The 26,960-nt window shown below is 65.8% G+C and carries 24 protein-coding genes and 1 pseudogene; 11 read left to right on the top strand and 14 right to left on the bottom strand.

Annotated elements, in window-relative coordinates; genetic code table 11:
* Positions 1-18: 18 nt before the first annotated feature.
* Together KSS93_RS16095 and KSS93_RS16100 are read left to right on the top strand one after the other, a co-directional pair.
* Complete coding sequence (locus KSS93_RS16095) at positions 19-477, top strand: nucleoside deaminase (RefSeq protein WP_217884979.1); 459 nt, start codon at positions 19-21, stop codon at positions 475-477.
* Positions 474-1,670 carry a CynX/NimT family MFS transporter gene (locus KSS93_RS16100; protein ID WP_217884980.1) on the top strand — a complete coding sequence of 399 codons (1,197 nt, stop codon included), beginning with the start codon at positions 474-476 and terminating at the stop codon, positions 1,668-1,670. The genes KSS93_RS16095 and KSS93_RS16100 overlap by 4 nt, the downstream gene beginning before the upstream one ends.
* Here the strand turns inward: KSS93_RS16100 and pdxR are convergent.
* Both pdxR and KSS93_RS16110 read right to left on the bottom strand, forming a co-directional pair.
* Positions 1,663-3,096 (bottom strand): annotated as a pseudogene (gene pdxR / locus KSS93_RS16105) (MocR-like pyridoxine biosynthesis transcription factor PdxR). The gene KSS93_RS16100 and the pseudogene pdxR sit on opposite strands and share 8 nt — an antisense overlap.
* A 164-nt stretch (positions 3,097-3,260) precedes the next feature.
* Positions 3,261-3,584, bottom strand: coding sequence for a hypothetical protein (locus KSS93_RS16110; RefSeq protein WP_217884981.1), 324 nt, complete (start codon positions 3,582-3,584; stop codon positions 3,261-3,263).
* Positions 3,585-3,832: 248 nt separating this feature from the next.
* Between KSS93_RS16110 and KSS93_RS16115 the strand changes: the two genes are divergently transcribed.
* Complete coding sequence (locus KSS93_RS16115) at positions 3,833-4,414, top strand: flavin reductase family protein (RefSeq protein ID WP_217884982.1); 582 nt, start codon at positions 3,833-3,835, stop codon at positions 4,412-4,414.
* Between the two features lie 6 nt (positions 4,415-4,420).
* On the opposite strand, the gene KSS93_RS16120 is transcribed toward KSS93_RS16115, so the two are convergent.
* Entirely contained in the window at positions 4,421-5,143 is a 723-nt protein-coding gene (locus KSS93_RS16120; protein WP_217884983.1) for a DUF899 domain-containing protein, read from the bottom strand.
* Between the two features lie 199 nt (positions 5,144-5,342).
* Positions 5,343-6,002 carry an HAD family hydrolase gene (locus tag KSS93_RS16125; RefSeq protein ID WP_217884984.1) on the bottom strand — a complete coding sequence of 220 codons (660 nt, stop codon included), beginning with the start codon at positions 6,000-6,002 and terminating at the stop codon, positions 5,343-5,345.
* 102 nt (positions 6,003-6,104) lie between these two features.
* Here KSS93_RS16125 and lexA point away from each other — a divergent pair, with 102 nt between their 5' ends.
* Genes lexA through KSS93_RS16145 form a run of 4 tightly spaced genes read left to right on the top strand, consistent with a single transcriptional unit; the run spans position 6,105 to position 11,835 of the window.
* Complete coding sequence (gene lexA, locus KSS93_RS16130; RefSeq protein WP_496198604.1) at positions 6,105-6,713, top strand: transcriptional repressor LexA; 609 nt, start codon at positions 6,105-6,107, stop codon at positions 6,711-6,713.
* Positions 6,713-7,333, top strand: a complete 621-nt coding sequence (gene imuA / locus KSS93_RS16135) for a translesion DNA synthesis-associated protein ImuA (protein WP_217884986.1) — start codon at positions 6,713-6,715, stop codon at positions 7,331-7,333. Before lexA ends, imuA begins: the two co-directional genes overlap by 1 nt.
* 6 nt (positions 7,334-7,339) lie before the next feature.
* Positions 7,340-8,758 (top strand): Y-family DNA polymerase, encoded by a 1,419-nt coding sequence (locus KSS93_RS16140; protein WP_217884988.1) that lies wholly within the window; start codon positions 7,340-7,342, stop codon positions 8,756-8,758.
* The gene (locus tag KSS93_RS16145; protein WP_217884989.1) at positions 8,755-11,835 is read left to right on the top strand and encodes an error-prone DNA polymerase; all 3,081 of its coding nucleotides are present in this window, start codon (positions 8,755-8,757) and stop codon (positions 11,833-11,835) included. The genes KSS93_RS16140 and KSS93_RS16145 overlap by 4 nt, the downstream gene beginning before the upstream one ends.
* 24 nt (positions 11,836-11,859) lie before the next feature.
* On the opposite strand, the gene KSS93_RS16150 is transcribed toward KSS93_RS16145, so the two are convergent.
* The 3 genes from KSS93_RS16150 to KSS93_RS16160 form a co-directional block, all read right to left on the bottom strand.
* Positions 11,860-12,417 carry a TetR/AcrR family transcriptional regulator gene (locus KSS93_RS16150; RefSeq protein ID WP_217884991.1) on the bottom strand — a complete coding sequence of 186 codons (558 nt, stop codon included), beginning with the start codon at positions 12,415-12,417 and terminating at the stop codon, positions 11,860-11,862.
* 175 nt (positions 12,418-12,592) lie between these two features.
* A complete protein-coding gene (locus tag KSS93_RS16155) occupies positions 12,593-14,593 on the bottom strand; it encodes a peptidase U32 family protein (RefSeq protein ID WP_217884992.1) in 2,001 nt (666 codons plus the stop codon).
* 144 nt (positions 14,594-14,737) lie between these two features.
* On the bottom strand, positions 14,738-15,118 hold the full coding sequence (locus KSS93_RS16160; protein ID WP_217884994.1) for a RidA family protein: 381 nt from the start codon (positions 15,116-15,118) through the stop codon (positions 14,738-14,740).
* A 167-nt stretch (positions 15,119-15,285) separates the two neighbouring features.
* Between KSS93_RS16160 and KSS93_RS16165 the strand changes: the two genes are divergently transcribed.
* Complete coding sequence (locus KSS93_RS16165; RefSeq protein WP_302474047.1) at positions 15,286-15,981, top strand: tRNA (adenine(22)-N(1))-methyltransferase; 696 nt, start codon at positions 15,286-15,288, stop codon at positions 15,979-15,981.
* Between the two features lie 269 nt (positions 15,982-16,250).
* Here the strand turns inward: KSS93_RS16165 and KSS93_RS16170 are convergent, their stop codons facing one another.
* Positions 16,251-16,508, bottom strand: coding sequence for a DUF2790 domain-containing protein (locus tag KSS93_RS16170; RefSeq protein ID WP_217884996.1), 258 nt, complete (start codon positions 16,506-16,508; stop codon positions 16,251-16,253).
* A gap of 115 nt (positions 16,509-16,623) precedes the next feature.
* On the opposite strand from KSS93_RS16170, the gene KSS93_RS16175 reads away from it, so the two are divergent.
* A complete protein-coding gene (locus KSS93_RS16175) occupies positions 16,624-17,556 on the top strand; it encodes a LysR family transcriptional regulator (protein ID WP_217884998.1) in 933 nt (310 codons plus the stop codon).
* Between the two features lie 83 nt (positions 17,557-17,639).
* Positions 17,640-18,356, top strand: coding sequence for a DNA-binding protein (locus tag KSS93_RS16180; protein ID WP_217884999.1), 717 nt, complete (start codon positions 17,640-17,642; stop codon positions 18,354-18,356).
* 377 nt (positions 18,357-18,733) lie between these two features.
* On the opposite strand, the gene KSS93_RS16185 is transcribed toward KSS93_RS16180, so the two are convergent.
* From KSS93_RS16185 to KSS93_RS16195, 3 genes are all read right to left on the bottom strand, one after another.
* Positions 18,734-19,288: a YbhB/YbcL family Raf kinase inhibitor-like protein gene (locus tag KSS93_RS16185; protein WP_217885000.1), complete on the bottom strand. Its 555-nt coding sequence runs from the start codon at positions 19,286-19,288 to the stop codon at positions 18,734-18,736.
* 46 nt (positions 19,289-19,334) lie between these two features.
* Positions 19,335-19,661, bottom strand: coding sequence for a hypothetical protein (locus KSS93_RS16190; protein ID WP_217885001.1), 327 nt, complete (start codon positions 19,659-19,661; stop codon positions 19,335-19,337).
* A 111-nt stretch (positions 19,662-19,772) separates the two neighbouring features.
* Positions 19,773-21,083, bottom strand: coding sequence for an MFS transporter (locus tag KSS93_RS16195; RefSeq protein ID WP_217885002.1), 1,311 nt, complete (start codon positions 21,081-21,083; stop codon positions 19,773-19,775).
* A gap of 801 nt (positions 21,084-21,884) precedes the next feature.
* Here KSS93_RS16195 and KSS93_RS16200 point away from each other — a divergent pair.
* A complete protein-coding gene (locus tag KSS93_RS16200; RefSeq protein ID WP_217885003.1) occupies positions 21,885-23,561 on the top strand; it encodes an MFS transporter in 1,677 nt (558 codons plus the stop codon).
* Positions 23,562-23,614: 53 nt separating this feature from the next.
* On the opposite strand, the gene KSS93_RS16205 is transcribed toward KSS93_RS16200, so the two are convergent.
* The 3 genes from KSS93_RS16205 to KSS93_RS16215 form a co-directional block, all read right to left on the bottom strand.
* Positions 23,615-24,181, bottom strand: coding sequence for a hypothetical protein (locus tag KSS93_RS16205; protein WP_217885004.1), 567 nt, complete (start codon positions 24,179-24,181; stop codon positions 23,615-23,617).
* 84 nt (positions 24,182-24,265) lie between these two features.
* Complete coding sequence (locus KSS93_RS16210) at positions 24,266-24,652, bottom strand: VOC family protein (protein WP_217885005.1); 387 nt, start codon at positions 24,650-24,652, stop codon at positions 24,266-24,268.
* 124 nt (positions 24,653-24,776) lie between these two features.
* Entirely contained in the window at positions 24,777-26,960 is a 2,184-nt protein-coding gene (locus KSS93_RS16215) for an LTA synthase family protein (protein WP_437182127.1), read from the bottom strand.

The following is a 26,960-nucleotide window of genomic DNA, read 5'->3' on the forward strand; positions in this document are numbered from 1 at the left end:
TTGCAGAGAATCTCAGCCATGTCCCACGAACCATTCATGCGCGAAGCCCTTGAACTCGCCCGTGCCAATATTCACGCCGGTGGCCGGCCCTTCGGCGCGGTGCTGGTGTACCAGGGCCAGGTAGTCGCCCGCGCCGTCAACGAAATCCACAGCACCCAGGACCCGACCAGCCACGCCGAGATGCAGGCCATTCGCAAGGCCGCCCAGGCATTGGGCCGCCCACGACTGGACGGCGCCGAGATCTACGCCAGTGGCCACCCGTGCCCGATGTGCCTGGCGGCCATGCACCTGTGCGGTATCGAGCGGGCCTGGTTTGCCTACGACAACGCCGAAGGCGAGCCCTATGGGTTGTCCACTGCGGCGGTCTACGCGCAGATGGCGCGCCTGCCGCAGCAGCAAAGCCTGCCGCTGCGCCCGTTGAGGCCGGCCGGTGAAGCGGGTTTGTACGCCGAATGGAAGCAGGCTGGCCAGGCATGAGGGGGGCACTGAACCTGCTGCTGGTGGTGCTGCTGGCGCTGAACCTGCGGCCGATCCTCACCAGCATCGGGCCGTTGCTCGAGCCCATGCGCCAGAGCACCGGGCTGGGCTACCAGCAAGCGGCCTTGCTGACCGCCTTGCCGGTGCTGTGCATGGGGCTGGTGCCGTTGCTGCAACCTTGGCTGCGGCGCTGGCTGAGCGAGCATGGCGGCATGCTCGCCGGGCTCTTTGCGATTGCCCTGGCTTGCCTGTGGCGCCTGCAACTGGGCAGCGCCTGGGCATTGATTGCCAGTGCGGTGCTGGCCGGGCTGGGGGTGGCGGTGGTGCAGGGGATGATGCCGGGGCTGGTCAACCGCTGGTTCCCGGGGCGGCTGCCGGCAGCCATGGGCATCTATTCGGCGGCGCTGATGAGCGGCGGCGGCCTGGCGGCTTTGTTGGGGCCATCGATCAGCGCGCACTTCGGGCATTGGCAGGTGGGGCTTGGGGTATGGGCCGCCCCCGCACTGCTGGCCGTGCTGGCCTGGATGGCCCTGCGGCCGCGCCAGCCGGTGGCAACCCTTGCTGGTAGCGCCGGTGGCCACTGGTTCGGCAACCGCCGGGCATGGTTGCTGGCGTTGTATTTCGGGCTGATAAACGGCGGCTACACCAGCATGGTGGCCTGGCTGCCGGCCTACCACCTGGAACATGGCGGCACGGCTCAGGGTGGTGGTGAGCTGGTGGGCCTGATGACCGTGTTCCAGGTGGCCGGTGCGTTGGGGCTGCCACTGTTGTTGCGTGGCCTGACCGACCGGCGGCCGGGGCTATGGTTGGCGCTGCTGATCCAGTTGGGCGGCTTTAGCGGCCTGCTGCTAGCCCCCGCCAGCGCCATGGGCCTGTGGGTGGCGATGATCGGCCTGGGCCTTGGAGCGTGCTTCAGCATGAGCCTGACGCTGACCCTGGAGCACCTGCGCACGCCAGCCGAGGCGGGCAGCCTTGCGGCGTTCGTGCAGGGCGTGGGCTTTATCGTCACCGGCATAGTGCCCTACATCACCGGCTGGCTTCGGGATGTCAGTGGCGACTTTCAGGCGTCATGGACGCTGCTGGCCTGCACCGTGCTGGCCATGCTGGTGGTGACCGCGCGCTTTGCCCCGGGTGGTTATCGGCAAGCAATCGCCCGCCCAGGGCCACAGCGCGAACCGGCGCCTGTCAGCTGAGGCTTTGCAAGGTATCGGCGACCCGGTCCAGCGCCGGGTCTATGTCCAATAGCTCGATGGCGCCGAAGCCCAGCAGCAAGCCCGGTTGCAGCGGTGCTTCACTGAAGAACGGTGCCAGCGAGTAAAGGCCGACCTCAACCTTGCGCGCCAGGTTGATCAACTGCTCGACGTCCAGCCCCGGGCGGGCCAGGGCGCTCAAGTGAAAGCCGGCACTGGCCGGTACCGCGCTGAACCAGGGCGCCAGGTCGCCATCCAGGCGCGCCAGAATGCGTTCGCGCCGAGCACTGTAGACCTCGTGGCAGCGGCGGATGTGGCGGTTCAGGTGGCCTTCGCCGATGAACCGGGCAAGCGCCCACTGCTGCAGGCTCGGGCTGTGCCAGTCGGTCAGGTGCTTGGCCACGCAAGCCGCCTGCATCACCGCCGGTGGCAGCACCGCGTAGCCCAGGCGCAGTTCGGGCAACAGAGTCTTGGAGAAGGTCCCGACATAGGCCACCAGGCCGTGTCGGTCCAGGCGCTGCAAGGCCTCGGCGGCTGGCCCCTGGTAGCGGAACTCGCAGTCGTAGTCGTCCTCGATCACCAGAGCGCCCAGCTCGGCGGCGCGGGCCAGCAATGCCTGGCGACGAGCCTCGCTCATTGGCATGCCCAGCGGGAACTGGTGCGAAGGGGTGACATAGATCAGCCGGGTGCCGTCGGCGATCTGCTCAACGCACAGGCCCTGGCCATCCACCGGCACCGATTGCAACTGGGCGCCCAGGGCCAGGAACAACTGGCGGGCCGGCGGGTAGCCGGGGTCTTCCATGGCTACCTTGCTGCCAGGTTCCACCAATACCCGGGCGATCAGGTCCAGGGCCTGTTGGGCGCCGTTGCATACCAGCACATCGGCGCCGGTGCAGTGCACGCCACGGGCGTAGGCAATGTGATGGACGATGGCTTCACGCAGTTCGGGCAGGCCCTGCGGGGAGAACTGCCGGTCGGTGTGGCGCTGGCTGCGGCGCAACGCGTATTGCAGGCAGCTACGCCAGTGCTCGTAGGGGAACTGCGCCTTGCTCGAGGCGCCGCCGACGAAGTCTTAGCGCGAGGGCGCATCCAGTGCCCGGCGGCCCAGTACCGTGGCGCGCTGGTGCCAGCGCTCGAGGGATTCGGCGGCGGCCAGGGGGACGTTTTCGTTGGCGTTGTGCCGCACCGGCAGGCGTGGGGCGATGAACGTGCCACGGCCGACCTTGCCGCTGAGCAGGTTGTCGTAGGTCAGGCGTGAATAGGCCTCCGCCCCCGTCTTGCGTGACACACCCAGTTGCTCGGCCAGCAGGCGGGTGGGGGGCAGTTGGGTGCCAGCCGCCAGATGGCCGCTTTCAATGCCGGCGCGCAGTTGCTGGTAAAGCTGCTCGGCGAGGCCTTTGCGGCCTTCGAGGCGGATGTGCAGTTCCATGGGGCGGGTCCGGCGCGGCTGGGAGCTGCAAAGCTTCGAGGTTTGTGCCAGTGGGCGCAAGTGCGGCACGCGGGCTTGAAGCCTGCGCTGTACCTGTAGAAGCCGGCTTGCCGGCGATGAGGCCGGCACAGGCAGTACAAGGCTAACGCTCACACCAAGTCAGACTACAGCCTGGCAGTACTCACGGTGATGTAGCTTTTGTCGGGCAGGGCAATGCGGATCACGGTTTCGTCATCCGGGGCTTTGTGTCGTTGCTGAATGCTGACCCCTTCGATGGCGGCGGCGCGCATGCGTTCGGGCAGGGCGCGCCCGGTCGCATCGAACAGGGCCTCGCTGGCCAGCAGTTCGACCTGCTCGATCAGCACGCGGGTGGGTTCGTCGGTGGCGCAGAAAAAGCGCACGCCTGAAAGGTTGGGGTTGTTGTCTGGGTTGCTGAAATCGTGGGCCAGCAACTGGTGCAAGGTGGTACGCAGGGCAGTGGTGGGCATGCTGGGGCCTCGTCGGGTTGGGGCTGGCCGCTTGCGCGGCCGGACGACATCCAGGTCCGATCATGAAGCGCCGCGCCAGCGGCAAGGTGTAGGACGCATCCTGTTGCGTACTAGGAAGCTTCCTAAACTACCTAAACCGACCTGTTGGCTGCCTTGACCCGGGTCAGCCTGGCCGCACGCCTTGGCGCTGCGGCACAATGCTGATCTTTTCCAATCTGGCTAGGCCGCTGCCTGTATCGAGGTAACCCATGAACGAACACTTCCAGCCCGTGCCCTTGAACAAGGCTTATCGTCTGCTCAACCACGGCCCGACCGTGCTGGTGTCGGCCAGCCATGCCGGGGTCGACAACGTGATGGCGGCCGCCTGGGCCTGCGCCCTGGACTTCGACCCGCCCAAGGTCACGGTGGTGTTGGACAAGATTGCCCGCACCCGCCAACTGGTCGAGGGCAGCGGCTGGTTCGTGCTGCAGGTACCCAATGCCGCCCAGGCAAGGCTCACTCACCAGGTGGGCCATCACAGCCTGTTCGACCAGCCCGACAAGTTGGCGCGCCTCGGTGTGCAACTGGCCCGGGTGGAGGGTTTTGATGCGCCACTGGTCAACGGCTGTTCGGCCTGGCTGATGTGCCGGGTGATCGATGAGCCGCACAACCAGCAAACCTATGACCTGTTCATTGGCGAGGTGGTCGCCGCCTGGGCCGACGACCGCGTATTTTGCGACGGCCACTGGGCCTACGAACACGCCGGGCCCGACTGGCGCAGCCTGCACTATGTGGCGGGCGGGCACTTCTATGCCATCGGCGAGCCGCTGATGGTCGACCCGGACGCCTGAGCCGCTTCAGTCGCCGCAGCAGTGCGGTTTGGCGGCCGCCTCTTGGTAGCGGTCATGGTGGCGTACCCAGTCCATGGTCCCGCCCTCGTTACGCCCCAGCGGAGCCAGGTCGAGGAAGTTGTAAGTGTTGACCAGAATGTCCAGGCCGCGGGCGTAGGTGGAGTAGGTGTGGTAGAGGGCGCCGTCGCTATCGCGGTAGAAGGCGCTCAGGCCGGGCAGCTCGCTTTCCTCGCCTGCGTAGGGTTCGTAGTTGTATTCGCTGCGGCCATCGCTGGCGACGCTCACGCCGAAGTCTTCGTTGAAGCGGCTGCCATGGGACGAGTACCAAGGGAAGCGCCAGCCCATGCGCTGGCGGAAGGCCTGGAACTCATCGAAGGGCGCCCGTGATACCGCCACCAGGGATACATCGTGGTGGGCCAGGTGCAGGTTGGCGCCGTCGAAGTGGTCGGCCAGGAACGAGCAGCCCGGGCAGCCCTCCTGCCAGCCGTCGGCGAACATGAAGTGGTAGACCAAGAGCTGGCTACGGCCGGCGAAAAGCTCTGCCAGGGTCAGTTCGCCGTCAGGGCCGTGAAAGTGGTAGTTCTGTTCAACCCGCACCCAGGGCAGGGCGCGGCGTGCAGCGGCCAGTTCGTCGCGCTGGTGGGTGAAGGCTTTTTCGTGCAGCCAGAGCTGGCGGCGGGCGGTCAGCCATTGGTCGCGGGGGACGAGCGGGTGCTTGGGCGTGGTCATGGGGTGGACTCCGCGGGTAGGGGTTCAGCTAGTGGTCGGGTGGGGGAAGGCGGAATCGACAGGGGGAGTGGGTTGGCGATGAGTGGTTGGTGGCAAGAGGCTGGATTTGAGTTGCATTAAGGCTGCCGGGTGTTCGCCACAGCCCTTGCAGCCCATAAGAGTACCTTGAACGGGAAAGGCCCTTGGCAACTCCGAAAACCTACCCCTCCATCCCCCCAATCAACGCCCACAACCGCGGATCGTCAAAATCCTCGATCACCAGCTGCGCCCCCGCCTCATGCAAGCGCTCGGCACTTTGCGTGGTCGCAAGCCCCACGGTATAGATTCCAGCGCCACTGGCCGCCTGCACGCCCGGCAAGGAATCTTCGAAGGCCAGCGCCTGGGCGGCTTTGGCCCCCAGCTTCTGCAGCCCGGTGAGGTAAGGCAGCGGGTCGGGCTTGGGCCGGGCCAGCTCGTCGCTGACCAGCACATGGTCGAACCATTCGTTCAGGCCCATGGCCCCCAGCATGTGCTCGGCATTCAGCCGCGGCGCGTTGGTCACCACGCACATGCCGATGGCCTGCAGGCGTGCATGGTTGAGCAGGCGCAGCAAGCCGGGCAAGGGCTCGAGGGTGGGGGACAGCTCACGGAACAACGCCTCCTTGCGTTCGGCCAGGGCCTGGCGCTGGGCGGCGCTGGCGGCAGGGAACAGCTCGGCGAACAACAGGCCGTTGGAGCGCCCGCTGATCTGGCTGTTGAACTGCGCCTGGGTCAGTTCACGGCCGTCATGCTCGTGCAGCAGCTTGCGAAAGGCCTGCAGGTGCAAGGTGTCGGTGTCGGTAAGGGTTCCGTCGAGGTCGAACAGCAGGGCGGTGAGCATCGGGCATCCTGGCGTTGAAGAATCAATTCAGCAACATCATAGCCAAACACGACGATGAAGGGGGCTGTTCAGTGTTTCAGAAAAAGAGTACAAATGTGCTCCATGGACAACCTGACCCCCAAACGCCGCGCCATCCTCGAATTCATTCGCGAGCGCATCACCGAGCAAGGCCAGCCGCCGTCGCTGGCCGATATCGCCGGGCGCTTCGGTTTTGCCTCGCGCAGCGTGGCGCGCAAACACATCACCGCCCTGTGCCAGGCCGGCTACATCGACGTCACCCCCAACCAGGCGCGTGGCATTCGCCTCGCCGAACCGCTGCGCCGCCCCGAAATCCTCGAACTGCCGGTACTCGGCCAGGTAGCTGCCGGTGCGCCCATCGGCCCCGACCTGGGTATTCACGAGCAACTGCTGCTCGACCCCAGCCTGTTCCGCCGCACTCCCGACTACCTGCTCAAGGTGCGCGGCGACTCGATGGTCGACGACGGCATCTTCGACGGCGACCTGGTGGGTATTCGCCAGCAGGGCGATGCCCGTGACGGGCAGATCGTGGTGGCCCGGCTGGACGGCGATGTGACCATCAAGCGCCTGCAGCGTACCCGCGAGGGTTATCGCCTGCTGCCGCGCAACCCCAACTACCAACCCATCGACATTGGCCCGGAGCATGAGTTTTTCATCGAGGGCGTGTTCTGCGGCCTGCTGAGGCGTGACTGATGGGCGCTGTCGTCAGCCTCGATCGCCTGCTCGACCAGCGCCAGGTCTGGCGCGGGCGGCAGGTGCAATCTCGCCCGCTCGGCCTGCAGCCCAGCGGCCATGCCACGCTCGACCAGCGCTTGCCCGAAGGTGGCTGGCCGCCTGCGGCGCTCAGTGAGCTGCTGCTGGCCAGCCCAGGCTGTGGCGAGTTGCAACTGGTGTGGCCGACGCTTGCACGTTTGACTGCGGGGGGCGAACGGGTGGTGCTGGTGGCGCCGCCGTTCATTCCCTACGCGCCGGCATGGCAGGCGGCAGGTGTCGACCTGCGCTGGCTGGTCCAGGTGGATGCCGAGGCGGCTGACGCTTTGTGGGCCGCCGAACAATGCCTGCGCTCGGGCAGTTGCTCGGCGGTGCTGTGCTGGCCACAGCGGGCCGACGACCGCGCCCTGCGCCGCCTGCAGGTGGCGGCCGAAACCGGCGAGGCACTGGCCTTCGCCTGCCGCCCGCAGCAGGCTGCGCACAACCCGTCGCCAGCGGCCCTGCGTATCGCCATCGACGCGCGCCCGGCGCAGTGGCGCGTGCTCAAATGCCGTGGCGGCCTGCCGCCGGCCGCACCTATCGCCTGCACGGGCAGGGGCTGATGGCACATGCTCTGGGCCTGCATCCTGTTACCGCAGCTGGCGCTGGACAGCATCCTGCGCGAGCGTGACGACCCCGATACGCCCTTGGTGTTGATTGGCGGCCCGGTGCAGCGTCGTGTGCTGCAGGCGGTCAACCCCGCAGCGGCCAAGCTTGGGCTCAAGGCGGGGCAGGCACTCACCGCCGCCAGGGCGCTGGCTGACGGGTTCACCTGTATCGAGCCCGACCCTGCGCGTATCGAGCACCTGCAACAACTGCTGGCCGCCTGGGCCTACCGTTTCAGTGCCCAGGTCAGTGTGCATTACCCGCGGGCGCTGTTGATCGAAGTGGGGTCGAGCCTGCAATTGTTCGGGCCCTGGCCGTTGTTCCAGGCCCGTCTGCGCGAAGAGCTGGCCGGGCTGGGCTTGCGCAACCGCATTGTATTGGCCAGCAACCCGGTGGCGGCGCGAATGCTGGCCAATGCCCACGACGGGTTGGCTGCCAGCACGGTCGATGAAACCCGCGACGCCTTGCTCAACCTGCCCATCGAGCGTGCAGGGCTGCCACCAGACGCCTGCGAAGCCTTTTTACGCATGGGCCTGCGCAACCTCGGCCAGGTCAAGGCATTGCCGCGCGATGCGCTGGCCCGGCGTTTCAACGTGCAGGTGCAGTTGCACCTCGACCAGTTGTTCGGCCTGCGCTCGCTGGGGCTGGGCTACTACCAGCCGCCCGACCGCTTCGAGGCGCGGCTGGAGCTTAACTTCGACGTTGAATCGCACCAGGCGCTGTTGTTTCCGCTGCGCCGCCTGCTCAACGACCTGGCAGCCTTTCTTGCCGGGCGCGATTGCGGTGTGCAACGTTTTGCACTGCACCTGGAGCATGCCGAAGGCCCGGACACGGTGCTGACGGTCGGCCTGCTGGCAGCCGAACGGGATGCGGCGATGCTGTTCGAACTGGCCCGTGGGCGCCTGGAGCCGCTGCGCATTCCGGCGCCGGTGCGTAACCTGCGGCTGGTCGCCGCCGACCTGCCAGCGTTCGTGCCGCAACACCGCGCGCTGTTCGACCCGCGCGCGCAGCAGGCCCAGCCCTGGGAGCAACTGCGCGAGCGCCTGCGGGCCCGGCTGGGCGACGAGGCGGTCAAGGGCCTGCAGGCCGCAGACGACCATCGCCCGGAACGTGCCTGGCAAGGGGCGCCGCAGGGCGGGCCGGCGGCGATGCTGGTCGCCCCGGGCAGCCGCCCGGGGTGGTTGCTGGCAGAGCCGCTGGCGTTGCCTGAAACCGGCCTGCAGTGGCTCGGCCAGGCTGAGCGTATCGAGTCGGGGTGGTGGGACGGCGGCGATGTGCGCCGCGACTACTACCGTATCGAAACCCGCGACGGCCTGCATGGCTGGGCCTACCGTGACCTGGCCCAGCCCGGGCCGCTGTGGTTGCAAGGCTGGTTCGCATGAGCGCACCGCATTATGCCGAGCTGCACTGCCTGTCCAGCTTCAGCTTCCAGCGTGGCGCCTCCAGTGCCGATGAGCTGTTTCGCCGGGCCAGCGAGCAGGGCTACCAAGCATTGGCGATTACCGACGAATGCACCCTTGCCGGTATCGTGCGCGCCTGGCAGGCGGCCAAGGCGCACGGGCTGAAGCTTATAGTCGGCAGTGAGGTGCGCCTGCAACAAGGGCCGAAACTGGTTTTGCTGGTAGAAAACCTCACCGGCTACCAGAACCTCTGCGCCCTGATCACCAAAGGCCGAAGGCGAGCCGAGAAGGGCAGCTACCAACTGCTGACGCAGGACCTGGCCGACCATCACCAGGGGCTGCTGGCCTTGTGGGTGCCCGAGCCAGCCCTTGACCGCACCACCGGGGAGCGCTTGCTCGAGCTGTTCGGCAAGCGCCTTTGGCTTGCCGTGCACCTGCATCGTGGCGCCGATGATGCGGCGAAGCTGTCAGGGCTTCAGGCCCTGGGCGAAGAGCTGGGCATACCGCTGGTGGCTTGCGGCGATGTGCACATGCATGCCCGCGGGCGCCGGGCCCTGCAAGACTGCATGAGCGCCATCCGTGCGCATTGCAGCGTGGCCGAGGCCGGGCGCTACCTGTTCGCCAATGGCGAGCGCCACCTGCGCACGCGGGAGCAACTGGGCGAGCTGTACCCTGCGTCATTGCTGGCACAAACCCAGGTCATCGCCCAGCGCTGTACGTTCGACCTTGGTGAGCTCAACTACCAGTACCCACGTGAGCTGGTGCCCGAAGGCCATACCCCCGCCAGTTGGCTGCGGCATTTGTGCCAGTGCGGGCTGCCCAAGCGCTGGCCGCAGGGCCCGAGCGAGCAGGTACACGCGGTGCTGGCCAATGAGCTGGCGCTGATCGAGGAGTTGGGCTACGAGAGCTACTTCCTTACCGTGCACGACATCGTCGCTTTTGCCCGCAGCCAGCACATTCTCTGCCAAGGGCGGGGCTCTGCGGCCAATTCGGTGGTGTGCTTCGTGCTGGGCATCACCGAGCTGGACCCCATGCAGCACCGTTTGCTGTTCGAGCGCTTTTTGTCCCGCGAGCGCAACGAGCCGCCGGATATCGACGTGGACTTCGAGCACGAGCGCCGCGAAGAGGTGATCCAGTACGTGTTCCGCCGCTACGGCCGGCACCGCGCTGCGCTTACCGCCGTGGTCAGCAGCTACCACGCTGCCGGTGCGGTGCGCGATGTGGCCCGGGTGCTGGGGCTGCCGGCCGACCAGGTGGATGCCCTGGCCAAATGCTGCGGGCGCTGGAGCGACCGCATCCCCGACGCCGAGCGCCTGGCCGAGGCCGGTTTCGATGCGCAGAGCCCGTCGCTGCGGCGCATTCTGGTGCTGGCCGGCGAGCTGATCGGCTTCCCCCGGCACTTGTCGCAGCACCCGGGCGGCTTCGTCATCTCGCAGCAGCCGCTGCACGAACTGGTGCCGGTTGAAAACGCGGCCATGGCCGAGCGCACGGTGATCCAGTGGGATAAGGACGACCTGGACATGGTCGGCCTGCTCAAGGTCGATGTGCTGGCCTTGGGCATGCTCAGCGCCCTTAGGCGTTGTTTCGACCTGCTGGCTTTGCACCGAGGCCGCGCCCTGACCCTGGCCAGCATCCCCGCAGAGTGCCCTGCCACCTACGCGATGATCAGCCGCGCCGAAACCATGGGCGTGTTCCAGATCGAGTCGCGGGCGCAGATGGCCATGCTGCCCAGGCTCAAACCGGCCACGTTCTACGACCTGGTGATCGAGGTGGCGATCGTACGCCCAGGGCCGATCCAGGGCGACATGGTGCACCCGTACCTGCGCCGGCGAATGGAGCTTGAGCCGGTCACCTACCCGTCGGAAAAGCTCAAGGAGGTGTTCCAACGCACCCTGGGCGTGCCGCTGTTCCAGGAGCAGGTGATGGAACTGGCCATGGTGGCCGCCGACTACACCCCGGGCGAAGCCGACCAGCTGCGCCGCAGCATGGCGGCCTGGAAGCGCCACGGCGGCCTGGAGCCGCACCGGGTACGCCTGATCGACGGCATGCTGCGCAATGGCTACGAGCTGGCCTTTGCCGAGCGTATCTTCGAGCAGATCAAGGGCTTTGGCAGCTATGGCTTCCCTGAGTCGCATGCCGCCAGCTTCGCCCTGCTGTGCTACGCCAGCAGTTGGCTGAAGTGCCACGAGCCGGCGATTTTCACCTGTGCCCTGGTCAACAGCTGGCCAATGGGCTTCTACAGCCCTGACCAGCTACTGCAGGAGGCGCGCCGACAGGGCATCGAGGTGCGCCCGGTGGATGTGCTGCACAGCCAGTGGGATTGCACCCTGGAGCCGCTTGAAGGCGATAAGCTGGCCATCCGCCTGGGGCTGCGGCAGATCCGCGGCTTCAACGAGGCCGACGCCCTGCGCCTGGAGCAGGCCCGCGCGCAACGGCCCTGGCAGGATATAGAAGACCTGTGCCTGCGCGCCGCCCTGGACAGCCGTGCCCGGGCGAAACTGGCCGATGCCGGGGCCCTGCGTGGCTTGGCCCGTGACCGCCACCAGGCGCGCTGGCAAGTGGCTGCGGTGCAGGCGCAATTGCCGTTGTTCGCACAGGTGCAGCCAACAGCCGAGGCGTTTGTCGACCTGCCCGCCCCGACGGTGGGCGAGGACCTGTTGGCCGATTACCAAACCCTGGGCACCACGCTGGGCCCGCACCCATTGACCTTGCTGCGCTCGCGTTTACGCGCCCTTGGCTGTCGCAGTAGCGCCGAGCTGGCCGGTGTGGGGGATGGCGACAACATCGCGGTGGCCGGCATCGTGGTCGGCCGGCAGCGGCCGCAGACGGCCAGTGGCGTGACCTTCGTCACCCTGGAAGACGAACACGGCCTGCTCAATGTGGTGGTCTGGCGTGACCTGGCCGAACGCCAGCGCAAGGCATTGGTGGGGTCGCAGCTGCTCAAGGTGAGTGGCCGGCTGGAACAGAAGGACGGGGTGCGCCACCTGATTGCGCGGCGCCTGGAGGATGTGAGCGTGTTGTTGCAGGGGCTGGCTGTGCGGAGCCGGGATTTTCATTGAGGCCTGCCCGCTCCCTGGCGCTGATCAACTGTTCGCCCTGGCTCCGCTCAGGAACAACTGCTCCAGCGCCTGCGCCGAATTGGCGCTGGCGGCGCGGCCGCGGCGCTCGGCGTCGACCATGCCGTAGATCATGCTCAGGAACATTTCGGTGAATACCGCAGCGCTGATATCGATGCGCAGCACACCCGCCTGCTGGGCACCCAGGAAGAACGCGTCCATGGCCCGGGTGTAGGCCAGCCAGCGGCGGTCTTCGCTGTCACCCAGCAGGGTGTCGGGGCGGTACTGGAACATCAGGAACACCAGCATCTCGCGGTGCTTGAGGTGCTCGCCGATCAGGTGGCGTATGGCAGCCTGCGGCTCGGCACTGGCCAGGGCGGCGTTGTCGATGACCTGGTTGAGCACCCGTTCGCCATGCTGCTCGAGCATTGCCACCAGGTTGTCGCGGGTGCCGCAAAAACGGTGCAGGGTGGCCTTGCTGACGCCGGCGGCTTCGGCCAGCTCCTTGAGGGTGGCGCGCGGGTGGACCACGATGGCGTGGGCCAGGGCCTTGATCAGGCGTTCGTCGTGGGGCGTGGGTTGCATCTGAATGCCTCGCGTGGGTCGCATGCGGGGCATTGTGCAGGAAATGGTGGCAGGTGTCTCGTTTGAGACCTTTATGCTTCTGTGCCGACCCCTTCGCGGGTAAACCCGCTCCCACAGGTCATGCGAACCCTGTGGGAGCGGGTTTACCCGCGAAGCTATCAGTGCAGGCGCACGATCAATGCGGTGCGCGCGGAATGGTCTTGAGCAGGTCTTCGGGGCTGATGTGGCCAACCACCTGGGCCACCGCGCTGCCTGGGGTCGGCAGGTCGATGATATGACCCTTCATCTTGCCGATCACATGCATCTCGCACGGCTTGCAGTCGAACTTCAGGGTCAGCACTTCATCGCCCTGAATCAGTTGCATCGGCGCCACCTTGGTACGCACGCCGGTCACACCCTTGGCCTGTTTCGGGCACAGGTTGAACGAGAAGCGCAGGCAGTGCTTGGTGATCATCACCGGCACTTCGCCGTGCTCTTCGTGGGCCTCGTAGGCGGCGTCGATCAGTTGCACGCCATGGCGGTGGTAGAAGTCGCGGGCCTTCTGGTTGTACACGTTGGCCAGGAACGACAGGTGCGACTCGGGGTACACCGGCGCTGGTGTGGTTTCGGCCTTGCGGCTACCGCGCGGGTGGGCGGCGATGCGCGCTGCGGTGAGCGCCTCGATGGCTTCGCGGCGCAGGGCCTTGAGCTGCGAGTTGGGGATGAAGTACGCCTGCGGCGCGTCCAGCTCGATGGCGTTGGCGTGGTACATGGTGGTACCCAGCTGGCCGAGCAGGTCATGCAACTGCTCCAGCGCCTGCTGCGGCTTGTAGGCGGCGCCGAACGGGCCGTCCAGCGCCACTTGCACGCTGATGCCTTCTTCGCTGCTGGCGGTCAGCATCAGGCGCTGCTCGCGCAGCACAGCGTGCCATTCGATGCCCACCCGGCGCTCGGCCGAGGTGCGTTGCAGCGCCTGCTGCCAGTTGTGGTCGAGGTTGCGCGACAGCGGGTGGTTGGGGCGCAGCTTGTGCAGGCCCTCGGGCATCTCGTTGGGCTCGACGCGGTAGCGGTAGCGCTTCTGGCCGTCTTCTTCGGACTCGCTTTTGAGCTCGGCGATGTTGGCCCGGAAGCCCACCACTTCGCGCTTGACCAGCACGTTGAGGCCATCGCCGTTGGTCAGCGGCACCTCGGTGGCCACCAGCAGGTCGCGCTTGCCGACCTTTTCCACCACGCCCACCGGCAGGCCGGTAAAAGTTGGTGAGTCGAAGGCGCCGATGTCGATCTTGCGGTCGCTGACGAAGTAGTCAGTGCTGCCGCGGTGGAAGGTCTTGTCCGGGTCGGGCACGAAGAAGTGCTCGGTGCGGCCGCTGGAGGCGCGGGCCAGGGCCGGGCGGTCTTCGAGGATGGCATCGAGCTCTTTGCGGTAGTGGGCGGTGATGTTCTTCACATAACCCACATCCTTGTAGCGGCCCTCGATCTTGAACGAGCGCACGCCGGCGTCCACCAGGTCGCGCAGGTTGGCGGTCTGGTTGTTGTCCTTCATCGACAGCAGGTGCTTTTCGAACGCCACCACGCGGCCCTGGTCGTCCTTGAGGGTGTACGGCAGTCGGCAGGCCTGGGAGCAGTCGCCCCGGTTGGCGCTGCGGCCGGTCTGGGCGTGGGAGATGTTGCACTGGCCGGAGAACGCAACGCACAGCGCGCCATGGATGAAGAACTCGATGGCTGCGTCGGTTTCGGCGGCGATGGCGCGAATTTGCTGCAGGTTCAGCTCGCGGGCCAGCACCAGCTGGCTGAAGCCGGCCTGGTCGAGGAACTTGGCCCTTTCCAGGGTGCGGATGTCGGTCTGGGTGCTGGCGTGCAGCTCGATCGGCGGGATATCCAGCTCCATCACCCCCAGATCCTGCACGATCAGCGCGTCTACGCCGGCGTCGTACAGCTGGTGGATCAGCTTGCGCGCCGGCTCCAGCTCGTTGTCGTGCAGGATGGTGTTGATGGTGGTGAATACCCGGGCGTGGTAGCGCCGGGCGAACTCGACCAGCTCGGCGATATCGCCGACTTCGTTGCAGGCGTTGTGGCGCGCGCCGAAGCTCGGGCCGCCGATATAGATGGCGTCAGCGCCGTGCAGGATCGCCTCGCGGGCGATGCTCACGTCACGGGCAGGGCTGAGCAGTTCCAGGTGATTTTTTGGAAGGGACATGTCGTTATGGTTCGGGCGGTCACGGTAAGGCGGGCATTGTAGCGGTGAAATGGGTCTGGGGCACGCGCGGGGTGCCGGGAGGGCATTATCGCGAGGCAAGCATGGGGCGCTCCTTGGGAGCGGGCTTGCCCCGCGATGGCAATTTCAGCGTTTGGCCGCCATTGCGGTCACTTCCACACGCATGCCCTCAAACGCCAGCGACGCCACGCCCACCGCAGCACGCACCGGCCACGGCTTGCTGAAGAAGCGCTGATACACCTCGTTGAACACCGGCCGGTCGGCCATGTCGGTGAGGTAGATGGTCAGGTGCAGCACGCGGTCCATGCCGCTGCCGGCCTTTTCCAGGGCCACTTTCAGCGCTTGCAGGGTGGCTTCGCATTGGGTCTGGATGTCGCCCAGCTCCAGGCTGCCGTCGGCACGCACCGGGATCTGGGTGCTGACCAGGATGCCGTTGTACTCGGCCACGTCCGAGGAAATTGAGTCCGCGTCCGGGTCGGGGGTGTAGATGATGTCTGCGTTTGCCATGGGTGTTTTGCCTTGCTACGGAAGGAAAGCGCCAAGCCTACGCGAGCCGGCAGGGTGGGTCGAGCGGGGTGCCGGTCGTGCGAATTTGTAATACCCGACCGCGCCGGGCAGAATCGCGCCCCCAATCCGGCCGTAGCCGCCGGGCATGCAGCAGAACGAGGCAACCGTTGAACCAGAACACTTTATCCATGCGCCTGGAGCGGGTGGCGGCGCACATCCCGGCCGGCGCACGGCTGGCCGATATCGGCTCGGACCATGGCTACCTGCCGGTGGCGCTGCTGCGACGCGGGGCAATCAGCGCCGCGGTGGCCGGTGAAGTGGCGCTCACGCCGTTCCAGGCTGCCCAGCGCAGCGTGCGCGACAATGGCCTGGAGTTGCAGGCTAGCGTACGCCTGGCCAGTGGCCTGGCAGCCATACAGCCGGGCGATGGCATTACGGCGGTGAGCATCTGCGGCATGGGCGGCGAGACCATCCGCGACATCCTCGAAAGCGGCAAGGCGCACCTGGCCGGCCACGAGCGGCTGGTGTTGCAGCCCAACGGTGGCGAGCAGCCGCTGCGCCAGTGGCTGGCCGGCAACGGCTACCGGTTCGTGGCGGAAGAGGTGCTGCGGGAGAACCGTTTCGACTACGAAATCATCGTCGCCGAGCGGGGCGAAGGGCAGGGCTACAGCCCTGAGCAACTGTACTTCGGGCCATTGCTGATGGCCGAGCGCAGCCCGGCGTTCATGGTCAAGTGGCAGCGCATGCTGCGCCAGAAGCAGCAGGCGCTGGCCAATTTTGCGCGGGCCAAGGCAGCGGTACCGGTAGAGAAGGTTGAGGCATTCGAGCGCGAGGTCTGCTGGATCAACGCCGTCTTAGGTTAACGGCTACGCCTGTAGGAGATCACCCAGCCCTGCGGGCTGCGCTGTCGCGTAGAGAACTGGGCACGAGCCCGCCGCGGCCCCTGTGGGAGCGGGCTTGTCGGGGTGCCGAACCACCGCGAAGCAGGCGACGCGGTGTCTGGCACCGGCTTCGCCGGTGTTCGCGGGCAAGCCCGCTCCCACAGGTCCCTGCTAAATCAATGAGTTATGTGCAGTTCTATGAGAGCCGGCTTGCCGGCGATAGGTCCTGGCAGGGATACGCAACGGGCATTTTATTGCTGCGAGCAGGTGCCCATTTCACGGTAATCGATCGAATGCGTCTGGCCCTGATGGTCGACATAGACCATATGCGCCGTGCCCACCTGGCAGTCACGCCCGGGGCTGGCCGGGGTCAGCGAGATCACCTTGGCCACATCCAGCGGCATGCCGTACTGGTAGTCGACTTCAGCAGGTGCGGCGCCGCTGTCGGCAAAGGCACCGAACGAGGCGAGGGTGGCGGCGAGGGTGGCGAAAGCAATCGAACGTTTCATGGCAGGCTCCGGGTGTTTCAGGAATGCCTAATGATCCATTCATTTGTGTTTCACAATAAATGGGCTGCCCCGTGATAGATTCTTGCTTTTAATGTAGGAATGAGAGCGCCAGCCCATGGACATGCTGCATGCGATGCGTACCTTCGCCCGAGTGGTTGAATGCGGCAGCTTTGCCGCCGCCGCCAACGCCCTGGATATCTCGGCGGCGCAGGTGTCGCGGATTGTCGCGGAGCTTGAAAACCAGCTGCAGACCCGCCTGTTGCACCGCACCACCCGCCGCCTGCGCATGAGCGAGGCGGGCGAGCGCTTTCTGGAGCGTTCGCGGCAGATCATGCTGCTGACCACCGAAGCCATGGACGAGGCGCGCGGTGCGCACCTTACGCCGCGTGGCCGCCTGCGCCTGCACTGCACCCACGGCCTGGGCCTGCTGATGATGCCGCTGGTGGCGCGCTACAACGCCGCCTGCCCTGAGGTGGTGATGGAGCTGACGCTGTCGCAGCGCAACCCCGACCCGCTGGCCGAAGGGCATGACGTGGTGATCACCATCGGCCAGGGGCTGCCGGACTCGCAGCTGATCGCCATCCCCCTGGGCAGCATCCACAGCATTCTCTGCGCGTCCCCCGAGTACCTGGAGCGCCATGGTGTGCCCAAGCGCCCGCAAGATCTGCACCAGCATGTGTGCCTGCGCACCGTCGACCCGTTATTCGAAGAAGACTGGTCGTTCGGCGAGGCGCCGGACACCTGCGTGATCGTGCCCCAGGACACCTTCCTCACCAACGTCGCCGACGCCATGCTGCGGGCCACCGAGCTGGGCATGGGCGTGGGCCTGCTGCCTTACTATTCGGCCAGTCAGGCGATCCAAGAAGGGCGCCTGTGCCGCCTGCTGGCGCCGCACCGGCTGCGCCAGCGGGAGATCTACGCCATCTACCCGTCGCGGCATTATCTGGATGCCAAGGTGCGTACTTGGATCGACTACCTGAAAGAGCAACTGCCGCCGCTGTTTGCCGAGCACATGCAGGTGGTGGAGCAGACGGAGTACTGGCGCTAGGGGGCTTGTGCCTGCCTGGACAGCCTTGCACAATTGCCGCCATTTTTCGTGGTACATACCACGTGTCAACAGCGGAGCACAGCATGTCCCGGGCAGGTATCAGCAAAGAAGCAGTGCAGCAGGCAAGGGATGCGCTGGTGGCCCGCGGTGAGAACCCGAGCATCGATGCGGTACGTATCGAGTTGGGTAATACCGGCTCGAAATCGACCATCCACCGCCTGCTCAAGGAACTGGACCAGCCTGCGCCAACCCTGAACAACAAGGCCTGCCTGAGCGCCCCGCTGACGCGCCTGGTCGAGCAGTTGGCAACGCAGCTGCAGGCAGAGGCCCAGGCGCGGGTCGAGGCTGCTGAAGTGCTATTGGGTGAGCAGCGCGAGCAGCTGCAGGCCCAGTTGGAGCTGGCCCAGCGCGCACTGGCCGCGGCACACCAGCAGTACGAGGTGCAGGTGGCCGCCTTGCAAAGCCGCCTGGATGACAAGGCCGCGCAGATTCTTTCCATCGAGGCCCGCCACGAGCAGGAGCAACTGCGTCAGCAAAACCAGGTGCGCCAGTTGCAGGGCCAGTTGCACACGCTGCAACAGGGCGCTATCGCCCGTCAGGAAGAATCGACCCGGCTGAACCGCGAAAATGGCAGCTTGCTGGCCGAGCATCGCCAGGCGGTGGATGCACGCAAGTTGCTGGAAACCCAGCTCGAACAGCGTGATGCCCAGGTGCAGGGCCTGCGGGCCATGCTGGCCCAGGCGCAGGGGGCGGGGGATGAGCTACGCCGGCAGTTGGCCGGTATCAAGCCGGGTGCATGAGGCTTAGCTGCAGGGGCCGATGTTTGTGCTGTGGCGGATGGCCTCATCGCCGGCAAGCCGGCTTACAGAGAAGAGCGCTCCCCTGCAGGAGATCACCCAGCCCTTTCGGGCTGCGCTGTCGCGCAGAGAACTAGTCTCGCAGGTGTACCGCGGCCCCTGTGGGAAGCGGCCTTGCCGGGGCGCCGTCCGGTCGAGATGGGCTGCGCAGCAGCCCCGGCAATTTTGCATGAGGCTGAGGCCTTGGGGCCGCTTCGCGCCCCATCGCGACACAAGGCCGCTTCCCACGGGAGCCGTGTTAAATCAATGAGTTGTAGTTTGTTCTATGAGAGCCGGCTTGCCGGCGATTAGGCCGGTACAGCCTTTACAAAACCAGCGCCTCAATGCCCATACCGCCCCACCAGGCTCTGCGCACCCAGCGCATGCCCTTGCAAGGCCTCCATCAATTGCTGGCGGTCCAGGCCTTCGGCCAGGTTGCCCGGCGCCAGGTCGGTGGCGATCAGGGTCAGCGCGTAATGGTGTGGGTTGTCGCCAGCCGGCGGGCAGGGGCCACGGTATTGCAGCGTACCGCGGGAATTGCGCCCTACCTTGAGTAACTGGCTGCTCTGCCCGCCGGCGCCTTCATCCAGCCGGCCGCTGGCCGGGTCGATGTCGTAGGCCAGCCAGTGCACCACGCCCAGCCCTTTGCCACCGTCAGGGTCGAACATCACCAGCACGAGCGAACGGGTGCCTTGCGGCAGGTTCTTCCAGCTCACCTGCGGGGTCTTTTCTTCACCACTGCCGCAGGCCGGGTCGGGCCCGACCTGTTGCAGGGCGATCACGCCGCCGTCGGTGAACGATGACGAACTGATGGCCAGCGCCGGACTGTGGTTGACCTGCGCGGCGTGGACCGCGAAGGGCAGAAGAGCCATTAGCGGCCAGTACCTGAGCTTCATGGCAATCGATCCTTAGCCGTGTTTAACACAAGCGCTGGAGTCTGGCTCAACGGCTGTCCTGGTCCTCGGCGGTGCCGCCCGAAGCGCCGGCACCGGTGCCGGTGGCTTCACCGGTGCTGCCTGAACCGCCTGCAGGGCCGTCGGCCGCATCGGAGTTGGTACCGGTGTCGCTGCTGTCGTTATCCTTGGTACCACCTTGGCTGTTGACGCTGCTGCCTTCACCGGCAGTCTCGCCTTTGGGGTGGTCGCCCTTGGAATGTTCGGCTTTGGGCTGGCTGCCGGTGCTGTTCATGTCGGTGGCGGCATAGCTGCCAGCCGAGGCGAAGCCCAGTGCGAGGGCGAACAGCAAGGCGAGGGGGCGGGTGCTGACCATGGTCATTCTCCTGTTGGATGAACTGTCATGGTTTGGGCCGTGGCAGGCAGGCCGAGGTGCCCGTCGAGCGACGGGCGGTCGGCAGCGGGGCCGCGTGGCGGCCCCGAACGATCAGTCGAGTGGCGCCTGACGTGGGCCTGAGTGAGCGCTGGTGGACGGCTCCATGGCTTCCAGGGTCGGGTGTTCCTGGGCTGCGTGCATCAGGTCCTCGGTCACCCGCAGCTCTGCGCCGCTTGGAGAGAAGGTCGCAGTAGGGGCGAACGGTGCCGGGTGCTCCGGCGCCGGGCGCTTGCCGCGGCGCCACATGAAGAAGCCGACCATGGCCAGGTTGATCGCCGCGAAGGCCCAGAACAGGCCGACTTCACCATAAGAGGTCATCATCGGCGAGATGGCCAGCGGCGCCAGGGCCGAGCCCAGCGAGTTGATCAGCAGCAGGCCCTGGATCATCGGCACCAGCGCATCGGCCGGGGCGCGGTCGGCGGCGCTGCTGACCGCTACCGGGTACAGCGCGAACACGCCGCCGCCCAGCAGGAACAACAGCGCCGGCAGCACGATGGTATCCACCGGCAGTACCACGATCACCAGCGACAGCACGGTGCACATGGCCGCCAGGGCAATCAGCACGTCCTGGCGGTCCTTGCGGTCGGACCAGCGGCCCACCGGGTATTGCAGCAACATGGCGCCGAGGATCACCCAGGCCATCATGGTGCCGACTTCGCCCACATCCAGGCCTACACGCTGCAAGTACAGCGGCAGCAGCGCATAAATACCGGCAATGATGATCCCCGAGCCAAAGCAACCCACCAGCCCGGTAGGGGCCACACCCAGCAACTGGCGCGGCTTGAGCGGCTCTACCTGTTCCAGCAAGGGTGAGACCCGCGGCAGGATCACGATCGGCAGCACCGACAGGGTGGCGAGCATGCCGGCCAGCATGAACGGTGCGCTGTCGCCAAGGGCGGTGATTTCGCCCAGCGCGGCCTGGGCAATCACCCCGGCGCCGTAGAAGGCGATCATGTAAAGCGCCAGCAGGCGGCCGCGGATCTTCGCGTCACCGGCCAGCAGCAGCCAGCTTTCGATTACCAGAAACACACCCACTGCGGCCCAGCCGTTGATCAGGCGCAGCACCGACCACCAGGTGGTGTCGTAGAACAGGCCCTGCAGCAGGATGGTGGCGCCGATCAGTGCGGCGAAGCTGCTGTAGGCGCGAATATGGCCGATGCGCAGGATCAGCCGGTCGTTGAACACCGCACCCAGGGTCAGGCCGATGAAGTAGGCCGAGGAGACGATACCGATGGTGGTGGCCGATTCACCGGCCGCGCCCAGGCGCAGGGTGGTCAGCGACGACAAAAAGCCATTGCCCAGGGCAATGATGAACAAGCCGAGCAGGGGTGCCAGCGCCATCGCCAGCAAACGCGGAGACATACGTACCTCAAGGTTGGAAAAAGCGGGTATGCGCCTTTTCGTTTGCGCGGGGGTGTGCGCTGTGGCCTGGGGCGGGATGCGAGCTAGGCAAGAGTCAACCGCTGGGCCTGTTGCGGGAAGGCCGGGCGGGGGCGGTTGAGCCTGTTTGCACATGCGCGATGTGGCGAAAGGCACGGACGCTGTCTTTGCGCGAAGCTGGCCACCGGGTAGGGCGACGGGCGAAAAGGAAGCGCGATTTTACGGGCTGTGGCGGTTTTGCCAAGGGGGAGCGAGGTGCGACCAGAGGCCGCAGGGCGGGGTGAGGGTTTTGCAAGGTGGTTCCGACTGTTATTTTGATTTTAAGTTTGTGATTTAACTATTTGATAAATATAGAGTAATTGCTTTTCGAAATATTCATGTGTTTTCTTAAGGTAACTTCTAATAAAAAGTCATAACTACCTGATTTTAATGAGATTATTCGGGTCGACTGCAGCCGCGAACACCGGCGAAGCCGGTGCCAGACTCCGCGTCGCTTGCTTCGCGGTGGTGCGGCACTCCGGTAAACCCGCCCCCACGGAGTATGTGGCGCGCTTACGAATTCTGTTCTTTGCGCGACAGCGTGGGTGATCTCCTGCAGGCGATCAGCGCAATGCCGAGGGCCACTGGCTATCCCGGCAAAGCCGATTATGCTTTTTGTTACCTTGCCGCGATCCGAGGCCTGGCCTCGCCGTGCTTCGCCGCAACCTGATAGCCCTCGGGCTGGGTGCGTGCGTATGGATTCGCCTGGGGCACTCCGGTCCATCACCATGACGGAGGCGACCCATGGCGGTCCTCGACAGCAGCGCATCCACGGGCAATAGCGCGCCCCAACGCGGCATCACCAAGGAGGAGCGCAAGGTCATCTTCGCGTCCTCGCTGGGTACCGTGTTCGAATGGTACGACTTCTACCTCTACGGCTCGTTGGCGGCGATCATCGCCAAGCACTTTTTCGCCGGGGTCAATGAAACCACTGCCTTCATCTTCGCCTTGTTGGCGTTTGCCGCAGGCTTTGCCGTACGGCCGTTCGGCGCCATCGTGTTCGGCCGCCTGGGTGACATGATCGGGCGCAAGTACACCTTCCTCATCACCATCGTGATCATGGGGCTGTCCACTGCCGTGGTGGGCATGCTGCCTAGCTACGCCGCCATTGGCGTGGCGGCGCCGGTCATTCTCATCACCTTGCGCCTGCTGCAGGGTCTGGCTTTGGGCGGGGAGTACGGCGGTGCTGCCACCTACGTGGCCGAGCATGCGCCCAAGGGGCGGCGCGGGTTCTTCACTGCGTGGATCCAGACCACCGCCACCCTGGGCCTGTTCCTGTCGCTGCTGGTGATTCTGGCCTGCCGTACCGCCATGGGCACCGAGGCCTTCGAGGCCTGGGGCTGGCGTATACCGTTTCTGCTGTCGATCTTGCTGCTGGCCATTTCGGTGTACATCCGCATGCAGCTCAACGAGTCGCCGGTGTTCATGAAGATGAAGGCCGAGGGCAAGGCGTCCAAGGCGCCGCTGACCGAGTCGTTCGCCCGTTGGGACAACCTCAAGGTGGTGATCATGTCGCTGCTTGGCGGCACCGCCGGCCAGGCCGTGGTTTGGTACACCGGGCAGTTCTATGCGCTGTTCTTCCTGTTGCAGATGCTCAAGATCGACCCGCAAACCGCCAACCTGCTGATTGCCGGGTCGCTGATCATCGGCACGCCGTTCTTCATTCTGTTCGGCAGCCTGTCCGACCGCATCGGCCGCAAGCCGATCATCATGGCCGGCTGCATCCTCGCGGCGCTGACCTACTTTCCGATCTTCAAGGGGCTGACCGAGTACGGCAACCCAGACGTGTTCGTCGCCCAGGAGCAGAACCCGGTAGTGGTGGTGGCCGACCCCGGTCAGTGCGCGTTCCAGTTCGACCCGGTGGGCAAGGCGCGTTTCACCAGCTCCTGCGACATCGCCAAGAGCCTGTTGGCCAAGCGCGCCATCCCCTACGAAAATCAGGCCGCCGAGCCCGGCAGCGTGGCCCAGGTGCGCATCGGCGAGCGGGTGCTGCAAAGCTTCGATGGCAGCAGCCTGGCGGCCGCGGACTTCAAGGCGCAGAACGATGCCTTCACCGCCACCCTGGGCACGGCATTGAAAGAGGCTGGCTACCCGGAAAAGGCCGACCCGGCGAAAATCCACTACCCGATGGTATTGCTGCTGCTGAGCATCCTGGTGCTCTACGTCACCATGGTTTACGGCCCGATCGCTGCCTGGCTGGTGGAGCTGTTCCCGGCGCGCATCCGCTACACCTCCATGTCGCTGCCGTACCACATCGGCAACGGCTGGTTCGGTGGCTTCCTGCCTACTGTGGCGTTCGCCATGGTGGCGGCCACCGGGGATATCTACTACGGGCTGTGGTACCCGATCGTGATCGCGGTGATGACCGCTGTGCTGGGGATCTTCTTCCTGCCCGAAACCAAGGACCGCGACATCGCCTGAACCGGTAAACGCATCGCGGGGGCCCGTGGCAGCGGGCTTGCCCGCGACAGGTGTCAGTCGAAGTAACCGCGCAACGTGTACCGGTACCCCAGGTCTGCTTGCGCCCCTTGCTGCTGCCAGGTCTTCTTCAGCACGAATTCGAACGCCGGTTCGTACAACCCGTCACGCACCAGGGCGCCTGCCAGCACCTCTACCTCGTACCAGCCATTGTCCAGCTCGATGATCGGCCGCCCGGGCTCCTGATAGCGGGCCATCAGGTCGCCCAGGGTCTTGTTGGTGAAGTGCTGCAGGATGCGCCAGGTGAACAGCATCAGCGCGCGGTTTTCGACCCGCAGCCGGTAGCCGCCGCAGCGGTGCTTGAGCCGGCTGCCGGGCTCGAGCAGCGCCGGCGTGTGGCCGTCCAGGGTGAACAGGATGCGGTAGGGCAGGTTGTCGATGCCCGCCAGCGGCAAGACCACACCTTCGCGCACGGCCTGGTCGCCGCTGTCGCCGGTGGTGAACGCGCGGGCGAGGTCGTCGGGCAGGTCGTTTTCCTGTTTGAAGGTGTACAGCAGTTGAATGTCGCCGAGCAGAAAGTAGTCGATCAGGTCGTTGAGGACTTCACTGAATTCGTAGCGCATGGGTTTTCCTTGTTATGGCTGCGCTGGGGATGTCGGCAATTTAGCCCAGGTGCGCTGGGCTGTCTGCAGGGTGGGTGGTGCTGTTCAGTGGCGCTGGGCAATCTGGATGAGGTTGCCGCAGGTGTCGTCGAATACGGCTACGGTCACCGGCCCCATGTCGGTGGGGGGCTGGGTGAACTGCACGCCTGCGGCGCACAGCCGGGTGTATTCGGCCTGCACGTCGCGCACACCGAACGAGGTGGCGGGGATGCCATCTGCCTTGAGTGCGGCTTTGTAGGTTTTCGAAGCCGGGTGGGCGTCGGGCTCGAGCAGCAGCTCCACGCCATTGGGGTCGTTGGGGGAGGTGAAGGTCAGCCAGCGGTGCTTGCCCATGGCGATGTCGTGTTTGGGCTGAAAGCCCAGCACATGGTGGTAGAAGGCCTGGGCCTTGGCCTGGTCGTCGACGAGAATGCTGGTGATCACGATCTTCATCGGGCGTGCTCCGGTACGGGCTTGCTGTAAGCAAAGCACATCCGCGGCGCGTTGCTTGCCTGTTCAGGGCCTGTGATGGGTGAAGCGCTGCCGGCCTCTGCACAAGCCGGCAGCGTTTATGGCATCAGCCGGAATGGGCGATGGGGTGCTCTTCGTTGGCCTCTTCCTCGCCCGGCAGCGCGGTGATGACGCTGAAGTCGCTGACTTCCACCTCGCCGCCACCGTAGCCCAGCAGGTGGAAGGAGAATGCCTTGCGCTCGGAGGGGTTGTCGAAGTCGAACTCCATTTCCATGGGTTGGTCAGCGGTCACCAGCACCTCATCGGGCAGGCCCAGTTGCACGTCCTGCTCGAATTCCTTGGCCTTGAGGCGGATATAGGCCTCGTGCTGCGGGTCGAGGGCGCGCACCTTGATCCGTACCTTGGTGCGTGAGCCTTCGGGCATTTCCAGGTACTGGGCGCCGATCAGGTTGTCAGCCCAGTCGTCGCGAATGCGCTCGTGCAGGGCGATCGGCGACGGCCCGCCGAACTGGTAGCGCAGGTTGAGCGGGGTTTGCAGCAGCGATTGGTCGAGGGTGTTGGCCAGCAGATTCAGCTGTGGGCCGAGAGTGCTGTCGCCGCGCCCCAGGTAGCGCGCCTGGTCGGCGATAAAACCCTCGCTGGCGTAGCGCCGGCAGCGTTGCTGGAAATCACATTCGCTGAAGGTGCCCTGGCCGTCGTGGTAGCGCAGCACGCCGTTGGTGAACGAGATCATCTCGCGGCCGCTGTCATAGTCGCGGTACAGCGAACGCCCGCCCAGTGCGGCGGGAATCGGCAGGGCGAAGTAATCGAGCAGCGAGGTGGCCAGGTCGACATGGCCGTAGGTGCCGCGCTTGAGGGTTGGCAATTGCGCCTGGTCGGGAGCCAGGGTCAGGTTGAAGCCCCAGGACGAGGCCAGGCGCACGCCGTCGATGCCGTGGGATTCATCCGAGGTCACCACCACCAGGGTGTCTTCGAGCACGCCCTGGCGTTCGAGGTTGTCGAGAAAATCGCCCAGGGCGTCGTCCAGGTAGGCTACCGCCGCCTGTTTGGCGGTGTCGTAGCGTTGCAGATAGTCGTCTGGGGCCGAGTAGGGCTGGTGGGTGCCTACGGTCAGCAGGGTCAGCATCCACGGCTGCTTTTGCTTGCGCAACTCGCCCACGTACCCCAGCGCGCCTTCGAAGAAGGCGCGGTCGTCCTTGCCCCAGGGGAATTCCAGGTAGTTTGTGTTGTTGAACCATTCCAGGCCGTGCACCGACTCGAAACCGATATGCGGCATGATGCGGTCCTTGGCCATGAAGCGCAGCCCGGCGCCTTGCAGGTAGTGGGTGGTGAACCCGGCCTGGCGCAATTGCGCCGGCAGGCAGGCCTGGTTGCGTACATCTTGTGTGAGCAACTCGACGCCTTTGGGGGTGCCGTTGGCCAGCTTGTCGTAGTCGCCGCAGAGCATGGCGTACAGGCCGCGGATGGTCTGATGGGTGTGCAGCACGTAGTCAGGGGTGTTCATGCCGCGGTCGGCCCAGCGGCTAAGGCGCGGCATGAGATCCTGGTCGAAGCGGCTGCCCAGGGCTTGGCGGTTGGCGCGGATATAGGCCCCGGGGATGCCTTCTACGGTGATCAGCAGCAGGTTGCGGGCGTTGCCGGTACCCTTGAGCAGGCGCTGGCCGGCGAGGTCGGCCTGGGTCAGGCCGGCAGTTGGCAAGGGTTTGACCGTGGCTTCGCCGCTGACCAGAACCTGGGCGCGGTGCTGCAGTTCGCCACTGGCAGCGCTGAGTAACTGATGCGGCAAATTGTACTGGCGCCACTGATCGGCGTCAGACGGCGCGAGCTGCTGGCTACCCCAGTGTCCCGCCAGCAGCACCAGCGGCAAGGCCCAAGCCTTGCCCGGCAGCGCGGTACGGCGCTGGCCGCGGCCAAGCCAGCAACTGCCCAGCCAGGCTGCCAGGCCTGCGCCCAGCAACCCTGGCAGCCAAGGGTGTGAGAGGGCGCCGCCGGTTGAGTTTTCCATGAATTGCGGGTCGAACAAGTAGTGCAGGTCGGACGGGTTGGGCAGGCGGCCCACCGCGCTCACCAGCTCCGCCGAAGCGACCCACAGCCCGCCCCACGCGAGCAACAGCGGCAGTGCCAGCCACCAGACGCGGCGTTGCAACAGCAGTACCAGCAAGCTGCCGACGGCAAGGTCCGAGAGGTAGCCGAGCGGCGCAGACCAACCGAGCAGGGCGCGTGCGCCCAGGGGGATGGCCAGCACCAGAGTGCACAGGGCGACCAGTCGGGCACGGGGGTGGCCGAGCAT

This window comes from Pseudomonas xanthosomatis (genome assembly GCF_019139835.1).
Lineage (GTDB): Bacteria > Pseudomonadota > Gammaproteobacteria > Pseudomonadales > Pseudomonadaceae > Aquipseudomonas > Aquipseudomonas fakonensis.

Bases quoted from the DNA above. Each gene is read 5' to 3' on its own strand.
- KSS93_RS16190 (WP_217885001.1), bottom strand. From the start codon at position 19,661: ATGGTCAGCACCCGCCCCCTCGCCTTGCTGTTCGCCCTCGCACTGGGC.
- KSS93_RS16110 (WP_217884981.1), bottom strand. From the start codon at position 3,584: ATGCCCACCACTGCCCTGCGTACCACCTTGCACCAGTTGCTGGCCCAC.
- KSS93_RS16215 (WP_437182127.1), bottom strand. From the start codon at position 26,960: ATGCTCGGCCACCCCCGTGCCCGACTGGTCGCCCTGTGCACTCTGGTG.
- imuA (WP_217884986.1), top strand. From the start codon at position 6,713: ATGGGCGCTGTCGTCAGCCTCGATCGCCTGCTCGACCAGCGCCAGGTC.
- KSS93_RS16140 (WP_217884988.1), top strand. From the start codon at position 7,340: ATGCTCTGGGCCTGCATCCTGTTACCGCAGCTGGCGCTGGACAGCATC.
- KSS93_RS16125 (WP_217884984.1), bottom strand. From the start codon at position 6,002: ATGCTCACCGCCCTGCTGTTCGACCTCGACGGAACCCTTACCGACACC.
- KSS93_RS16100 (WP_217884980.1), top strand. From the start codon at position 474: ATGAGGGGGGCACTGAACCTGCTGCTGGTGGTGCTGCTGGCGCTGAAC.
- KSS93_RS16200 (WP_217885003.1), top strand. From the start codon at position 21,885: ATGGCGGTCCTCGACAGCAGCGCATCCACGGGCAATAGCGCGCCCCAA.
- KSS93_RS16180 (WP_217884999.1), top strand. From the start codon at position 17,640: ATGTCCCGGGCAGGTATCAGCAAAGAAGCAGTGCAGCAGGCAAGGGAT.
- KSS93_RS16155 (WP_217884992.1), bottom strand. From the start codon at position 14,593: ATGTCCCTTCCAAAAAATCACCTGGAACTGCTCAGCCCTGCCCGTGAC.
- KSS93_RS16210 (WP_217885005.1), bottom strand. From the start codon at position 24,652: ATGAAGATCGTGATCACCAGCATTCTCGTCGACGACCAGGCCAAGGCC.
- KSS93_RS16115 (WP_217884982.1), top strand. From the start codon at position 3,833: ATGAACGAACACTTCCAGCCCGTGCCCTTGAACAAGGCTTATCGTCTG.
- KSS93_RS16205 (WP_217885004.1), bottom strand. From the start codon at position 24,181: ATGCGCTACGAATTCAGTGAAGTCCTCAACGACCTGATCGACTACTTT.
- lexA (WP_496198604.1), top strand. From the start codon at position 6,105: ATGGACAACCTGACCCCCAAACGCCGCGCCATCCTCGAATTCATTCGC.
- KSS93_RS16175 (WP_217884998.1), top strand. From the start codon at position 16,624: ATGGACATGCTGCATGCGATGCGTACCTTCGCCCGAGTGGTTGAATGC.
- KSS93_RS16095 (WP_217884979.1), top strand. From the start codon at position 19: ATGTCCCACGAACCATTCATGCGCGAAGCCCTTGAACTCGCCCGTGCC.
- KSS93_RS16185 (WP_217885000.1), bottom strand. From the start codon at position 19,288: ATGAAGCTCAGGTACTGGCCGCTAATGGCTCTTCTGCCCTTCGCGGTC.
- KSS93_RS16160 (WP_217884994.1), bottom strand. From the start codon at position 15,118: ATGGCAAACGCAGACATCATCTACACCCCCGACCCGGACGCGGACTCA.
- KSS93_RS16195 (WP_217885002.1), bottom strand. From the start codon at position 21,083: ATGTCTCCGCGTTTGCTGGCGATGGCGCTGGCACCCCTGCTCGGCTTG.
- KSS93_RS16150 (WP_217884991.1), bottom strand. From the start codon at position 12,417: ATGCAACCCACGCCCCACGACGAACGCCTGATCAAGGCCCTGGCCCAC.
- KSS93_RS16170 (WP_217884996.1), bottom strand. From the start codon at position 16,508: ATGAAACGTTCGATTGCTTTCGCCACCCTCGCCGCCACCCTCGCCTCG.
- KSS93_RS16145 (WP_217884989.1), top strand. From the start codon at position 8,755: ATGAGCGCACCGCATTATGCCGAGCTGCACTGCCTGTCCAGCTTCAGC.
- KSS93_RS16120 (WP_217884983.1), bottom strand. From the start codon at position 5,143: ATGACCACGCCCAAGCACCCGCTCGTCCCCCGCGACCAATGGCTGACC.